Below are 14339 nucleotides of genomic sequence, written 5' to 3' on the forward strand. Positions count from 1 at the left end.
CGCCCTCCCCGCCCCTTTGCTGCACACAGCGCCCACGTGTCCGCGTCCGTCCCGATTGCTACGCATGGTCATCAAACGGCTACCCACTGCGAGCGACGGGTAACCGTCGCGGCGGCGGTAGGTGCTGGGGCCGGTGTGGTGGGTGGTCGGTGTGGGCCTGTCAGGTGCCCTCGGGGTGGGCGACGCGCGACAGCAGGGTGTGCAGCGTCTCGCGTTCGTCCGGGGTCAGGGGCTGGAGTAGCTCCTCGGTGACGTCCCGGCTTGTCTCGTCGGTGTCGCGGAGGAAGGTCCGGCCCCCCTCCGTCAGGGCGACGATGCGGCGGCGCCGGTCGCCGGGGGCGGGGCGGCGTGCGACGAAGGCGAGGCGTTCGAGGTCGTCGACGAGGCCGACGATGGCGCTGGGGTCGTAGGAGAGACGGTCGCTCAGTTCTCTTTGTGATGCGCCTTCCACGGTGGCCAGATAGCGCAGCAGCGCGTAGTGGCGCAGGCGCAGTCCCGATTCCTGGAGGGCGGCGTTGAAGAGCTGTCCGGAGCGCAGGCCGATCCGGTAGAGCAGGTATCCGGTGTCGGAGTGCAGGCCGCGCATCCACGGCTCGCGCGCGTCGACGGGCTCGGCCGGTGCGGCGGCGGGTGTTCTCCGGGCGGTCATGGTGGCGCTCTCCCTGGTCGGTGCCCCGTGAGCGGGGCCGCGTCGTGGCGTTGAACGGGCGTGCTCAGGATGCCGCAGCATCGATGTCGAGGACAACCATTGACGTCAACAATTGTTTGTCCTAGCTTCCTTTCCGTGGCGGCGGGCGACTGGAACCCCGGTTCTCCGTGACCCGCCGTGTCTGTGAACTCCCTTGTTGCTGAAGCCAGTCGAGGCAAGTCGAAGCCGGTTGAAGCCGGTCGAAGTCAGTTGATGTCCGTTGAAGGGATCTGTTCAGTGCTGGACTCCTCCGCCTCCGCCGTCGATCTGCACGGCAAGGTCGCCGTTGTGACCGGTTCCGGCCGCGGCCTGGGCCTTGCCTATGCCGCCGCACTCGCACAGGCCGGCGCGGCCGTCGTCGTCAACGACATCGACGAAGCCGCGGCCGCGCACGCCGTCGAGACCCTTACGAAGGCCGGCGGCCGGGCCGTGGCCGAAGTGGCCGCGGTCGGGACGGGCGAGGCCGCGGACCGGCTCGTCGCGCGTGCCGTCGAGACCTTCGGCCGCCTCGACGTGATGGTCACCAATGCCGGCATCCTGCGCGACCGGGTGCTGTGGAAGATGACCGACGAGGATTTCGACGCCGTAATCGCCACCCATCTGCGGGGCACGTTCACCTGCGCCCGCGCCGCCGCCGTACACCTGCGGGCGCAGGGCGAGGGAGGGCGGCTCATCCTGGTCGGCTCGCCGGCCGGTCAGCGCGGCAACTTCGGGCAGACCAACTATGCGGCGGCCAAGGCCGGTATCGCCGCAATGGCCCGTACCTGGTCCATGGAACTGGCGCGGGCGCGGATCACGGTCAATGCGATCGTGCCCGTCGCGGCGACCGCGATGACGGAGACCGTCCCCGCGTTCGCGCCGTATGTCGAGGCGATGCGGCAGGGGCGGCCGCTCCCCGAATTCCTGCGCAAGGGGGAGGGGTTCGGCACGGTGGAGGACTGCGCGGCGCTGGTGCCATTCCTCGCCTCGGATGCGGCCCGGGACGTTACGGGGCAGTGCATCGGGATCGGCGGGGACCGGCTGACGCTGTGGTCGCATCCGCAGGAGGTCAAGGCGGCGTACGCGGACGGGGGGTGGAGCCCGCGGAGCATTGCGGCCGCGTGGCCCGGGTCGGTCGGCGCCGAGCTGCAGAGCGTCGGCGTCCCCGCGCCCAAGGTGCCGGAGGCGGCGGGGGTGGCAGGGGCGTGAGCGCGATGAACGTCGCCGAGCTTGCCGCGATCGATGTGCATACGCACGCCGAGGTGTCCTCCCGCGGCCACGCCTCCCTCGACGACCGCCTGCACAAGGCATCCGGCGCCTACTTCAAGGTCGAGGGCAACCGCCGGCCGACCCTCGAGGAAATGGCGGCCTACTACCGGGAGCGGAAGATGGCCGCGGTCGTCTTCACCGTGGACGCCGAGTCGGCCACCGGCACCGCCCCCGTACCGAACGAGGAGGTCGCCGAGGCCGCCGCCGCCCACCCCGACGTGCTGATCCCGTTCGCCTCCATCGACCCCTTCCGGGGCAGGGCGGGGGTGCGGCAGGCCCGGCGCCTGGTGGCGGACCACGGGGTGCGCGGCTTCAAGTTCCACCCCAGCATCCAGGGCTTCTTCCCCCATGACCGGGACCTCGTCTACGGCCTCTACGAGGTGCTCGAGGAAACCGGCACCATCGCCCTGTTCCACACCGGACAGACCGGCATCGGCGCGGGCGTCCCCGGCGGGGGCGGCATCCGGCTGAAGTACTCCAATCCGCTGTACGTCGACGACGTCGCCGCCGACTTCCCCCAGCTCAAGATCATCCTCGCGCACCCCTCCTTCCCCTGGCAGGACGAGGCGCTGGCCGTCGCCACCCACAAGCCCGGTGTCCACATCGACCTCTCCGGCTGGTCGCCCAAGTACTTCCCGCCGCAGCTCGTCCGCTACGCCAACAGCCTGCTCCAGGACAAGGTGCTGTTCGGCTCCGACTTCCCCGTCCTGACCCCCGACCGCTGGCTCGCCGACTTCGACAGGCTGGAGATCAAGGACGAGGTCCGCCCCAAGATCCTCAAGGAGAACGCCGCCCGCCTGCTCGGGCTCGGCTGACCGGGAAGGGCACCGCCCATGCGCAACCAGGGAATCGGGTCCTGGCCCGCCCGCCGGGCCCGTAAGACACCGCACCGCACCGCCTTCCTCCACGACGGCACCGCGACCAGCTACGCGACACTCCACACCCGCACCACCCGCCTCGCCCGTGCACTGCGCGCAACGGGTGTCCGGCGCGGGGACCGCATCGCCTATCTCGGCCCCAACCACCCCGCCTTTCTGGAGACGTTCTTCGCGGCCGGAGCGCTGGGCGCGGTCTTCGTACCGCTCAACACCCGCCTCGCGGCGCCGGAAATCGGCCACCAGCTCACCGACTCGGGCGCGCGCACGCTCATATCCGCCCCCTCATGCGCCGCGCTCGCCACAGCGGCCACGACGGCCACGACGGCCGCGGTGCACACCTCCGTCGAAGTGATCGAAGTGGGGCCCGCCTACGAGGAGCTGATCGCCGGAGCCGACGGCGCCGCACCGCTCGACGAGCCGGTCACGGGCGAGGACCTCTGCCTCATCATGTACACCTCGGGCACGACCGGCCGCCCCAAGGGGGCGATGCTCAGCCACGCCAACATCACCTGGAACGCCGTCAACGTCCTCGTCGACACCGACCTGACGACGGACGCCACCGCACTGGTCAGCGCCCCCCTCTTCCACACCGCCGGGCTGAACATGCTCACCCTGCCGGTCCTGCTCAAGGGCGGCACCTGCGTCCTCACCGCATCCTTCGACCCCGACGCCACTCTTGACCTGATCGAGCGGCACGGCATCACCGTCATGTTCGGCGTCCCCACGATGTACGAGCAGATCGCACGCCGCCCGCGCTGGCCGCAGGCCGATCTCTCCTCGCTACGGGTCCTGATGTGCGGCGGCGCGCCCGTGCCCGCGCCGCTGATCGCCGCGTACGCGCAGCGCGGCCTCGCCTTCCAGCAGGGCTACGGCATGACCGAGTCCTCGCCCGGCGCGCTCTATCTCGACGCCGAACACGCGGTCAGCAAGGCGGGCTCGGCCGGCGTCCCGCACTTCTTCACCGACGTACGGGTCGTACGGCCCGATCTCACCCCGGCCGGCACCGGCGAGACGGGCGAGGTCCTGGTGAGCGGCCCCCATGTCATGTCCGGCTACTGGGGCCTGCCCGAGGAAGGCGCCGCCGCCTTCGCCGACGGCTGGTTCCGCACCGGCGACGCCGCACAGGTGGACGCCGACGGCTATGTCACCATCGCCGACCGCCTCAAGGACATGATCATCTCCGGTGGCGAGAACGTGTACCCCGCCGAGGTCGAGAACGCCCTGCTCGCCCACCCCGACATCGTGGAGTGCGCGGTGATCGGCGTACCGGACGAGAAGTGGGGCGAGGTGCCGCGCGCGGTGGTCGTCGCCCGGGAGGGCAGCGCGCTCGATCCGGACGAGGTGATCGCGGCGCTCCGCGGCCGCCTGGCCAAGTACAAGATCCCCAAGTCGGTTGTCATCGCGGGTGAAGCGCTGCCGCGGACCGCCTCCGGGAAGCTGCTCAAGCCGGAGCTGCGCCGCTTGCACGGCGCGAGGTGAACGTACGGCCTCACCTCTTGCCCTCCTTTCCTCCTGTGCTCCTCTCCTCCTGCCTTCTGTGCTCCTGTCCTCCTCCCCTCTTCACCTACGTCACGTACGGAGAACGCCACATGCCCCTCTCTCCCGCCGCCCCGCTCACCGTCAACGGCCTGGCCGAGCTGAAGAAGCTCGCCGGGAGCGAGCTGGGTGCCAGCGACTGGATCGCGGTCACCCAGGAGCGGATCAACACCTTCGCCGACGCCACCGGTGACCATCAGTGGATCCACACCGATCCGGCCCGCGCCGAGAACGGCCCGTTCGGCGCGCCGATCGCCCACGGCTATCTGACCCTCTCCCTCTTCATCCCGCTCTTCACCGGGCTGCTCGACGTCCGGGGCGTCACCACAAAGGTCAACTACGGCCTGGACAAGGTGCGTTTCCCCGCCCCGGTGACGGCCGGCTCCCGTATCCGGCTGCGCGCCGCGCTCGCCTCCGTCGACGACGTACCCGGCGGCGTGCAGATCGCGGTGGACGGCACTGTCGAGATCGAGGGCGGCGCCAAGCCCGCCTGCGTTCTGCGGAGTCTGTCCCGCTTCTACGGCTGACCGTCCTCCCCACGGAAGGAGCCCTCCGATGGGTGTCCCGATCAGAATCCCCGCCCGCGCAAGGCGCCGAGCCGGTACGGCAGCCGCCCTGGCCGCCCTGCTCCTCCCTGCATGCACCACGCCCGCGCTCGCCGCACCCCGCCTCCACCCCCGCCCTCAACACCTCGAAGGCACCCTGGCCTCGGGCGCCGCCTACGTCATCGACGTACCCGCCGACTGGAACGGCACCGTGCTGCTCTTCAGCCACGGCTACCGCCCGGCGGGCTCCGCCAACCCGGCGGCCGATGCCCCGGATGCCGCCACCCACGAGCTGCTCCTCGACGAGGGGTACGCGCTCGCCGGCTCGTCCTACGCCACGACGGGATGGGCCGCCGAACAGGCCGTACCCGACCAGCTCGGCACGCTCGACACCTTCGCCGCGAAGGTCGGTCGGGCCCGCCGCACCCTCGCCTGGGGAGAGTCCTACGGGGGTCTGGTCACCACCGCCCTCGCAGAGCGCCACCCCGGCCGCATCGACGGCTCCCTGGCCATGTGCGGCCTCGTCCAGGGCGGCGTCGCCAACTGGAACTCCACCCTCGACCCCGTCCACGCCCTCAAGACGCTCCTCGCACCCGGCTCCGGCATCCCCCTGACCGGCTTCGCGGACGCGACGCAGGCCACCACCGCCGCCGCGACCCTGGGCCGCGCCGTTACCCACGCCCAGCGCACCACGGCGGGCCGCGCCCGCATCGCCCTCGCCGCCGCCCTGCACAACATCCCCGGCTGGACCGACCCGAACCGGCCGCGCCCCGCCCCCACCGACCACGCCGGTCAGCAGGCCGCTCAGTACAAGGCCGTCACCGCCCTCGTACAACAGCCCGCCTTCGCCTGGCGGTACGAGGCCGAGGTACGGGCCGGCGGCAACATATCGGGGAACACCGGCGTCGACTACACCGCGATGCTCCGCCACTCGGCCGGCTACCCGGAGGTCAAGGCGCTCTACCGGGCCGCCGGCCGGTCGCTCACCGCGGACCTGCGCACCCTCGCACACGCACCCCGCATCACGGCCGACCCGGACGCCGTGCGCTACATGACACGGCACATCGCCTTCACCGGGCGACTCCGTACACCGCAGCTGGACATCCACACCACGGGCGACCCCCTGATCCCCGTCCAGGCGGAGAGCGCCTACCGCCGCGCCGTCACCGCCGCCGGACGCGCGCCCCTGCTGCGCCAGGCCTACGTCGACAACGCCGGGCACTGCACCTTCTCCGCCGGCGAACAGCTCGCCGCGCTGCACACGGTCGAGGCTCGCATCACCACCGGCCACTGGGGCAACACCTCCCCCTCCGCCCTCAACTCCGAGGCCCGGCGGTCCGCTCCCGCCACGCCCGCCCGCTACCTCCGCTTCCGGCCCGGACCGTATCCGCGGCCGTACGACCTCGCCCACTCGGGGCGGCCCGGCGTCGCACTCGCCCCGCATCCGTTCCGCAGGGCGCCGTGACGTGGGGCGCCGTGACACGGGGCGGTCAGGCTGATGGGGCGGCGCCCGCCCCGGCGGGGTGAACCGGCGCGGCGCTCCGGCGGGTCACTCCGGCGGGGCGTTCTCCCCGGCGAGCGTGCTCGGACGGCCGGCGAATTCCGTCTCCGGGCTGAACCGTGCCTCCATGCCGTCGGCCAGGGCGTGCAGCGCGGTGGCGCCGTCCCCCTGGAACGACGAACCGTGCATGACGGCCAGGGTCTTGGGCGCGAGCCCTGCGAGGGAGTGCAGGGTGTCCACCGCCGCCGTCAGACAGGACGTCTGCCGGAACACCGCCTCCGCGTCCAGGGCCGCCTCGACCAGGTCGTTCCCGGTGACCGCGGGGCCGTTGCCGACATGGGTGAACAGATCGCCGCACAGCAGCGTGCCGGTCGTCTCCTCGTACAGCACCCTGGCCTCCCAATTGTGCGGCACATGCGGGGTGTTGAGATGCCGTACGCGGCGCCGCACCTGCTTGCCGCCCAGGTCGAGCAGCTCGCCGTGGGCCATCGGGCGCGGCGGACGGTCGGCCAGATCATTGAGGGAGACCAGACATCCCTGCAGGCCGTGTGCCACCACCGCGTGCGGGGCCGCGGCGAGGAACTGGTTCATGGCACCGCACTCGTCCGCCTCGACATGCCCGAAGGTCAGCCAGCGCAGCCGCTCGAGCGGCACCACCCGGCCGACGGCTTCCGAGACCACGGGGAACAGCCGGCGCATGCCCGTAGGGAAAAGCAGCGGCTCTTCCGCATCGATCAGGAACTGGTTGACGGTGAAACCCGCGGGCGCGGCCACTTCGGGGACGAAGTGGAGATCCGGTAGATGCCGTCGGCTATTTCATCGAGGCGTGTCTCCATGGTGCAGCACGTCCTTTCGGCCGTCCGCCCGTCCGCCCGTCCGCCCTTTCGTGCTTCCGGCGGGGTGGGCTTCGGTGTCTCCAGGTTAGGGGCGGGGCGGGCTTTCTTCCTGGGACCGGTGAGAGCAGCGTTCCTGGGGCCGGCGAGGCAACGATCCATCCGCCCATTGGCGTCCCGTTGCTCGTGCTGCCGCTGCTGTGGTCCCGGCTGGGAGGGTCGGTCGGGCGCGGTGGTCGCCCGGTTTCCCCCGGCGCACCATGGAAGACAGGGGATCGGCTGGAGGAGGCGCCCTCATGATCGAAGTCAAGACGATCGACAAGCCGGACGAACGGCGGGACTTTCCGAGGGGTCACCTCGAAGCCCTGCACCTGACCGGACTGGACTTCGCGGTGGCCGTCTTCGAGCCCGGCTGGCGCTGGTCGGAGTCGGTGGGGCCGCTCACCGGGACCGAGAGCTGCGAGGTCCACCACAACGGCATCATGGTCCAGGGCCGGCTGCGGGTCAGGATGAACGACGGCTCGGAGGCCGAGATCGGGCCGGGCGATGTCTTCGTCTGTCCCCCCGGGCACGATGCCTGGGTGGTCGGGGACGAGCAGGCCATTGTGTACGACTTCGCGGGCGGCATGGCCACGGAGTACGGCAAGCCGAAGGGCTGACGCGGCGGCGGACCGACGGACCGACGGACCGACGGACCGACGTACCGACGTGCCGATGGACGCATCGATACATGGCCAGACGGCTGCCCTTACATGTTTCGTGATGCGACATCATGTTTCTGAGTGGTGGAATTCGGCGAGTCTCTCGCGGGTGGTTTCCCTACGTAAGGGAGAAGGGGGAGAGGGTGGACGCGTCGCAAAACGGGCTGCCGGGAATCGGGGTGCCGGGAATCGGGGTGCCGGAAAACGGGCGGCCGGCTTCGGCCGATGACGGGCTGCTGGTTGCGGAAGATGCCTCGATGAAGAGGTTTGTGGAGACCGTCGGCGGGCTCACGCAGCAACAGGCAGGCGGGGCGACGCTGATCCCGCCGTGGACGCGGGGCCATGTCATCACCCATGTGGCGCGGGCCTCGGACAGCCTGTGCCGGCTGCTGGAGGGGGCACGTACGGGGGTGGAGATCCCGCAGTACGCGAGCATGGCCGCGCGCGAGGAGGAGATCGAGGCCGGGGCGGGGCGGCCGGTCGCCGCGCTGCTCGAGGACGTCCTGGCCGGCGCGGTCCGCTTCGACGAGGCGGTGCGGACGCTTCCGGAGGAGGCCTGGCGGCGTCGCGTACGGCTGCGTACCGGGGAGCTGCGTACGCCCGCGAGCCTGGTGGCGACGCGGCTGCGGGAGCTGGAGGTGCACCATGCGGACCTGGCGGCCGGATACGCCTTCGGGGACGTGCCAAAGTCCGCGGCCCGGTACGTCATCGATGACGTCATCGGTGCGCTGGCGGGGCGGGACGGGGTGCCGGGAATGCGGATCGAGGCGACGGACGGGAATCTGGTCCGCGACATCGGCGGCGGTGGCGGACCCGTCATCAAGGGGTCGACCGGCGATCTGCTGGCCTGGATCACAGGGCGGGGCGAGGCGGTGGTGCAGCTGTCCGTATCAGGGGCCACGGACGTGCCGGAGGCGCCGTACTGGATCTGAGGGGGCGCGGTGGGTGCGGTCCTTTACAGGGCCGTTCCGTACAGGGCGGTGCCGTACGGGACGGGCCGGACCGTACCGGCCGCGCCCGGCCTCCGGCGTGGGGATTTCCACCCGCATCGGATGTCTAGGACGGCGTGCGGTGGGCAGGGGAGCGGGACGGTCCGGTGCTCGGATGCGGAATACGGCGCGGATGGTGACCGTTTCCGCAACGGGACACCGGCCGGACCGACCGGACAACGACCCCAGACCGGAAGCAGGGAAGCACGTATGAGCACCGTAGAGCTCACCAAGGACAACTTCGACGAGATCGTCTCCGGCAACGGTTTTGTCCTGATCGACTTCTGGGCCGAGTGGTGCGGCCCGTGCAAGCAGTTCGGCCCGGTCTTCGAGCGGTCGTCCGACAAGCACGACGACCTGGTGTTCGCCAAGGTCGACACGGAGGCTCAGCCCGAGCTGGCGGCGGCCTTCGAGATCCAGTCCATCCCGACCCTGATGATCGTCCGCGACAACATCGCGGTGTTCGCCCAGCCCGGGGCGCTGCCGGAGGCCGCCCTGGAGGACGTCATCGGCCAGGCCCGCGGTCTGGACATGGACGAGGTCCGCGCGTCGGTCGCCGAGGCCCAGCAGGCCCAGCAGGCCGAGCAGCCCCAGCAGGCCGAGCAGGGGCAGTAGGCGCAGGCGAAGTGAGCCGGCTGCTGCTGATCCGGCACGGCGAGACCGAGTGGAGCCGGAACGGCCGGCACACCGGCCGGACCGACCTGCCGCTCACCGCCGACGGCGAGGAACAGGCCCGCGCGCTGCGGCCGCTGCTGTCCGGCCGGAAGATCGGGCAGGTGTACGCCAGCCCGTTGCAGCGGGCCCTGCGCACCGCCGAACTGGCGGGCCTCGGGCAACCAGATATAGACCCTGACCTGCGGGAATGGGACTACGGCGGCTACGAGGGCATCACGACGGCCGAGATCCGCCGCAGCAGACCCGACTGGTATCTGTTCCGCGACGGCGTCACCCCCGGTCCTGCCGGACACCCGGGGGAGTCGCCCGAGCAGGTCGGCGCGCGCGCCGACCGCGTCCTGGCACGGATCAGGCCGCAGCTCGAGGCGGACGAGGGGGACGTGGCCCTGGTGGCGCACGCCCACTTCCTGCGCGTACTGACCGCCCGCAGGCTCGGACTGCCGCCCGCCGCGGGCGGGCTGTTCACGTTCGAGACCGGGGCGGTCGGCGTCCTGGGAACCGAACACGACCGGCCCGCGGTGGTCGCCTGGAACGCCCGGAGTCTGTGAGCGGACGGGCGGGCCGTTCCCGGGGCCGTACCGAGTGACGGGCCCGGCGGAGATACCGGTATTTCCCCAGGCAGCGATACCGGGATCACGGAGCCAACGGATCGAGGTGCAGGGGTTCCACCTTGCCCTCGATCATGGCGCCCAGCCCCTGCACGGCACAGGTGGCGGGTCGGTCCGCGATGTGCACCGGCATGCTGGTGGCCTGGTGGATCATCGGCTCCAGGCCGGGAGTCAGCGCGCTGCCGCCCGCCAGCATGATGCCGCGCTCCCCAAGGTCGGCCACCAGGTCCGGCGGGCAGTTGCGCAGCACGGCCCCGATGCCGTCGAGGATCGCGGTCAGCGGGGTGGTGATGGCCTTCAGCACCCGCTCGGTGTCGACTTGTACGGCGCGCGCCAGGCCGCTGACCACATCCCGCCCGTGCACCTCGGTCGAGGACGCGTGCGCGTCGTCGCCGGAAAGTGTCAGCTGCAGGGGGCGTACGGCCTGGCTCGGCATCATCAGCTCATGGTGCAGCCGCATGTGCTGGATGATCGCGTGGGCGATGGCGTTGCCGCCCACCGGAACGGTCTCCGCGGCCACGATCGAACCGACCGAGAGCACCGCGACCTGCGTGGTGCCCGCCCCGCACACCACGATCATGGTCGCCTCCGGCTGCTCCACCGGCAGACCGCAGCCGACCGCCGCCGCGAGCAGCGTGTCGATCAGCTCCACCCGCCGGGCCCCCAGCCCGGTCAGCGTCTCTACGGCGGCCCGCTGCGCCAGCGGCTCGCTGCCGTACGGCATACACACCGCGGCCCGCATCGAGGGCCGGCGCCGCCAGGTCTTGCGCAGCTTGCCGCCGACCAGGTTGCGCAGCAGCCGCTGGGCCATGTCGATGTCCACGACCGTGCCGCCGGAGACCGGATGCACGACGCGGATGTAGTCGGGCGTACGGCCGTCCATCACCTCTGCCTCGGCGCCGACGGCCAGCAGCGCTCCGGTACGGACATTGACGGCCGCGACCGACGGCTCGTCGACGATCAGACCCTGGTTCTTGACATACACCCGCGTACGGGCCGCGCCGAGGTCGACGGCAACGGAGCAGCGCCGCAGCTGGGCGAGGCTTATGGTCATGGCGGATTCCTCCCCTAGGGGCCGGTGGTGCCGGATGGGCCAGTGATGGGTGGAGCGTGCGCGAAGGTCACTCCTGGCCATCTTGTGGCGAACGGCAGTCAGCTGCCCGTTGGGGAGGTCCGGTTGGGGGATGGTGGGGGCGGTTTACCAGCGGTGGGTTGGTCCAGGGGTGGGTTGGTCCACGAGCGGTGGGTTGGTCCACCAGCGTTGCGCGCCCCCCGAGCGCTTCGGTCGGCCCACGGCCACCCGGCGCAGGCCCGACCACCCGGCGCAGGTCCGGCCAGCCGCTTGGTCAATCCACCACACGTTGGAACAGTCCCCAGGTGAATTCGGTGACCAACGTGTGCGGGGCCGCGTCCACGTCGGGGTCGGGGACCGTACAGGCCAGCGCCCAGCGGGTGGGAGCGCTGCCCTCCATCGGGCGGGCCGGGGGGAAGGCGCGGGCGACCTCGTCGACGGTGCAGGACCAGGGGGTGAGGTCCGCGGTCGTACGGAGCGTGGGGGCGGTGGCGCCTGGGGTGCGTACGAGCCAAGCGTTCCAGACGACGCCGCGGGCGGCGGTCAGGATCTCGAACCGCAGATCCGGCCAGAGCGGGACCGGCCAGGTCAGGGCCTCGCAGGTCAGATCGCCGAGGCGGCGGGCGTGCACCGTCTCGGGGGCGCCGAGCAGCGCTCTATAGGGCTGGAGGCCGCCGGGCGCCCGCGGGGCGTGCATCCGCGCCTGCCAGCGGCGGTTGGCTGCGCGCAGATCGGCGCGGGAGACACCCAGCGTGCGCAGCGCGTCCTCGACGAGACCGGGCTGGTGGTCGGCCATCCGGCGCAGCAGCACGAGCTGGAAGGCGAGAGGGCCGTGCAGGTCGGAGGGGGTGGCGGAGCCGGCCGGAGGGTCATTGTCAGTGGCGGGGTTCATGATGGACATGGTCGTGGAGGCCAGGGAGTTCGTGCACGGAGGTGGGGCGCGCCGGCGCGGGCGCGGGGCTTCCGGGACGGATGCCGGCAGGGAGGAAGAGCACGGAATTGACGTAGCGGCGGTGCGGGGCGAGGGAGCGGCGCAGCAGCCCGTGTTCGGCGACATGGGAGGTGCGGGCCTGATGAGCGGGCAGATCGAAGTCGGCCAGTGGCGTCCAGCGGCCGTGCGGCAGGACCCAGCCGCGATATCCGCGGGCCGCCGTCCAGTCCAGGACGGGCGCCAGCGGCTGGATGCGGGTCTCCAACTCGATGAAGAGCGCGGGGAGTTCCCGATCGATGGTGCGCGCGGCGCCGCGCAGCACTGCCAGCTCGCCACCGTCCACATCGATCTTGATGAGGGTGACGGAGGCCAGCTCCAGCGAATCCAGGGGCAGGCAGGGCACATCGAGGGTGCTGCCGTGCAGTTCGCGGCGCACCAGCGAGGAGACCCCGCGCTCGCCGCGGCCGTCCGGCGGCAGCCAGAGCGTGGCGCAGCCGGTGTGGTCGGTGGCCGCGGCGGAGACCACCTCGACATGCGGCGGGGTGACGGAGTCGATCAGCCGTGCCAGACGCGGGACGGGCTCGATGGTGACGACCCGTTCCGCGCGCCGGGCCAGCCGCCGGGTCCAGGGCCCCAGCCACCCGCCGACGTCCACGGCCGTACCGCCCGCCGGGCAGAAGTCGGCCAGCCGACCGAGCTCCGGCTCGAACCGCGGATAGATCCCGGCCGCCAACGCCGCCACCAGCCGCCCCGGCAACCACGGCTCCAGCCGCGCGGCGAGCGTCACGACCGCGCCTCCGGGCCGGGGCCGGCCGTGGGAGCCGCGCCGTCGGGCGGGGCGACATCCGTGAGCCGGCCGAGGATGCGCTCGTGCTCGGCGTCGGTGACCTGTTCCCCGGAGGAGGGAAGAAGTTGGGGGATGCCGTCGAGGATCGGATAGCGGCGCCGCAGCCGGGGGTTGTAGAGGACATCATCGGGGGCGAGAAGGTCCAGCGGCCCCTTGTCGAGCGGGCAGGCAAGGATCTTCAGCAGCGGGTCATCGGACTTCATGACTCAACTCCGGTGTGACGGTGGGCGGTTCCTGTCCGGGGGCTTTGGGTGCGGTTGCTGTCGGGAGCGAAGGGATCGCAGGCGCGGGGCGCGGGCGTGGCTGCGGGAGTGGGCGTGGGCGCCGGAGGTCCGCAGGCGGGAGGAGTAGGCCTGGGTGCGGGTGCGGGTGCAGGGGCGTCGTGACGGGGCAGGGCCAGCAGGACGGTCAGCGCCACCGCCGTGCCGCCGAGCCGCAGTGCCAGCCGTACGGGATCGGCCGGCAGCGGTTCGCCGAAGGCGACGGTCCCGCAGGCGACGGTGAAGACGCAGGTGATGGTGGAGCAGACGGGGACGATGACGGAGGCGCGGCAGCGTTGCAGAGCCGTCTGGGACAGCACCAGACCGGTGGCCCCGGTGAACAGCAGGAGATAGGGGTACGGCGAGCGGAACAGCTCTGCGGTGGCCGCCGGGATGTTGTGCGTGGTCAGCAGGCCGGAGACACCCTTGATGGCCAGTGAGCTGACGCCGTAGAGCAGGCCCACGGCCACCCCGTAGGGGACGCCCGCGGTAGGCAGGCGATGGCGGCGTTTGGCGCGCCGCTCCGCCGAGCCGTACAGCAGCAGCCCCGCGGCCAGCGAGGGCACGGCGATGGCGAGCAGCGTGCCGGGCGGTGCGGTGCGGGCGATGGTCCTGGCGTCGCTGCCCTGGAGGGAGGCGACGACCATCACCAGCGCGACAAGGATCGCCACCATGCTCTGCCGCTCCCGGCCGCTGGTCCGCTCGCCCAGCACCACCGAGGACAGCAGCAGCAGGAGGACCAGCCCCGAGACGAAGATGCCCTGGGCGGCGGCGATGGGGAGGGTGCGGTAGACGGCGAGTTGGGCGGCGAAACCGGCGGCCAGGGCGAGGGAGCCGCCGATCCAGAGCGGGCTGCCGAGGAGGTGCCGGATGACCCGGGCGGGCCGGCGGGTGCTGAGTGCGGGCAGCGCGGAGAGTGCGCGCTTCTCCAGCACGAAGCCCGTGCTGTACAGGATGTTGGCGAGCAGCGCGGACGCCACGCCCCACCAGAGCATCGCTGCACTCCCTTCTCCGCTTCTCCGCTTCT

16 protein-coding genes are annotated in these 14339 nt (G+C 71.7%); 9 read left to right on the top strand and 7 right to left on the bottom strand.

Annotation, left to right across the window (positions count from 1 at the left end; all coding sequences use genetic code 11):
- Nucleotides 1-160: 160 nt before the first annotated feature.
- Entirely contained in the window at nucleotides 161-649 is a 489-nt protein-coding gene (locus AB0D04_RS22810; RefSeq protein WP_362706197.1) for a MarR family transcriptional regulator, read from the bottom strand.
- A gap of 279 nt (nucleotides 650-928) precedes the next feature.
- Between AB0D04_RS22810 and AB0D04_RS22815 the strand changes: the two genes are divergently transcribed.
- From AB0D04_RS22815 to AB0D04_RS22835, 5 genes are all read left to right on the top strand, one after another.
- Nucleotides 929-1876 (top strand): SDR family oxidoreductase, encoded by a 948-nt coding sequence (locus AB0D04_RS22815; RefSeq protein WP_362706269.1) that lies wholly within the window; start codon nucleotides 929-931, stop codon nucleotides 1874-1876.
- A gap of 5 nt (nucleotides 1877-1881) precedes the next feature.
- Nucleotides 1882-2751, top strand: coding sequence for an amidohydrolase family protein (locus AB0D04_RS22820; RefSeq protein ID WP_362706271.1), 870 nt, complete (start codon nucleotides 1882-1884; stop codon nucleotides 2749-2751).
- Between the two features lie 18 nt (nucleotides 2752-2769).
- A complete protein-coding gene (locus tag AB0D04_RS22825) occupies nucleotides 2770-4293 on the top strand; it encodes a long-chain fatty acid--CoA ligase (protein WP_362706200.1) in 1524 nt (507 codons plus the stop codon).
- Nucleotides 4294-4403: 110 nt separating this feature from the next.
- Nucleotides 4404-4877 carry a MaoC family dehydratase gene (locus AB0D04_RS22830; RefSeq protein ID WP_362706202.1) on the top strand — a complete coding sequence of 158 codons (474 nt, stop codon included), beginning with the start codon at nucleotides 4404-4406 and terminating at the stop codon, nucleotides 4875-4877.
- A 28-nt stretch (nucleotides 4878-4905) separates the two neighbouring features.
- Nucleotides 4906-6360 carry a hypothetical protein gene (locus AB0D04_RS22835; protein WP_362706205.1) on the top strand — a complete coding sequence of 485 codons (1455 nt, stop codon included), beginning with the start codon at nucleotides 4906-4908 and terminating at the stop codon, nucleotides 6358-6360.
- 84 nt (nucleotides 6361-6444) lie between these two features.
- Here the strand turns inward: AB0D04_RS22835 and AB0D04_RS22840 are convergent, their stop codons facing one another.
- Nucleotides 6445-7170 carry an MBL fold metallo-hydrolase gene (locus AB0D04_RS22840; RefSeq protein ID WP_362706208.1) on the bottom strand — a complete coding sequence of 242 codons (726 nt, stop codon included), beginning with the start codon at nucleotides 7168-7170 and terminating at the stop codon, nucleotides 6445-6447.
- Between the two features lie 355 nt (nucleotides 7171-7525).
- On the opposite strand from AB0D04_RS22840, the gene AB0D04_RS22845 reads away from it, so the two are divergent.
- The 4 genes from AB0D04_RS22845 (at nucleotide 7526) to AB0D04_RS22860 (ending at nucleotide 10142) form a co-directional block, all read left to right on the top strand.
- A complete protein-coding gene (locus AB0D04_RS22845) occupies nucleotides 7526-7888 on the top strand; it encodes a cupin domain-containing protein (RefSeq protein ID WP_362706211.1) in 363 nt (120 codons plus the stop codon).
- 185 nt (nucleotides 7889-8073) lie between these two features.
- Complete coding sequence (locus AB0D04_RS22850) at nucleotides 8074-8862, top strand: maleylpyruvate isomerase family mycothiol-dependent enzyme (protein ID WP_362706214.1); 789 nt, start codon at nucleotides 8074-8076, stop codon at nucleotides 8860-8862.
- A gap of 267 nt (nucleotides 8863-9129) precedes the next feature.
- Nucleotides 9130-9534: a thioredoxin gene (gene trxA, locus AB0D04_RS22855; RefSeq protein WP_362706217.1), complete on the top strand. Its 405-nt coding sequence runs from the start codon at nucleotides 9130-9132 to the stop codon at nucleotides 9532-9534.
- Between the two features lie 11 nt (nucleotides 9535-9545).
- Nucleotides 9546-10142: a histidine phosphatase family protein gene (locus tag AB0D04_RS22860; protein ID WP_362706219.1), complete on the top strand. Its 597-nt coding sequence runs from the start codon at nucleotides 9546-9548 to the stop codon at nucleotides 10140-10142.
- 85 nt (nucleotides 10143-10227) lie between these two features.
- On the opposite strand, the gene AB0D04_RS22865 is transcribed toward AB0D04_RS22860, so the two are convergent.
- From AB0D04_RS22865 to AB0D04_RS22885, 5 genes are all read right to left on the bottom strand, one after another.
- The gene (locus AB0D04_RS22865; protein WP_362706222.1) at nucleotides 10228-11256 is read right to left on the bottom strand and encodes a rod shape-determining protein; all 1029 of its coding nucleotides are present in this window, start codon (nucleotides 11254-11256) and stop codon (nucleotides 10228-10230) included.
- Nucleotides 11257-11548: 292 nt separating this feature from the next.
- The gene (locus AB0D04_RS22870) at nucleotides 11549-12166 is read right to left on the bottom strand and encodes a hypothetical protein (RefSeq protein WP_362706224.1); all 618 of its coding nucleotides are present in this window, start codon (nucleotides 12164-12166) and stop codon (nucleotides 11549-11551) included.
- Nucleotides 12150-12992, bottom strand: coding sequence for an FkbM family methyltransferase (locus AB0D04_RS22875; RefSeq protein ID WP_362706227.1), 843 nt, complete (start codon nucleotides 12990-12992; stop codon nucleotides 12150-12152). Before AB0D04_RS22875 ends, AB0D04_RS22870 begins: the two co-directional genes overlap by 17 nt.
- Nucleotides 12989-13255, bottom strand: a complete 267-nt coding sequence (locus AB0D04_RS22880) for a Trm112 family protein (RefSeq protein WP_362706229.1) — start codon at nucleotides 13253-13255, stop codon at nucleotides 12989-12991. The genes AB0D04_RS22875 and AB0D04_RS22880 overlap by 4 nt, the downstream gene beginning before the upstream one ends.
- Nucleotides 13252-14307, bottom strand: a complete 1056-nt coding sequence (locus tag AB0D04_RS22885; protein ID WP_362706232.1) for a DMT family transporter — start codon at nucleotides 14305-14307, stop codon at nucleotides 13252-13254. Before AB0D04_RS22885 ends, AB0D04_RS22880 begins: the two co-directional genes overlap by 4 nt.
- Nucleotides 14308-14339: the final 32 nt, after the last annotated feature.

It is taken from the genome of Streptomyces sp. NPDC048483 (assembly GCF_040651455.1).
GTDB lineage: Bacteria > Actinomycetota > Actinomycetes > Streptomycetales > Streptomycetaceae > Streptomyces.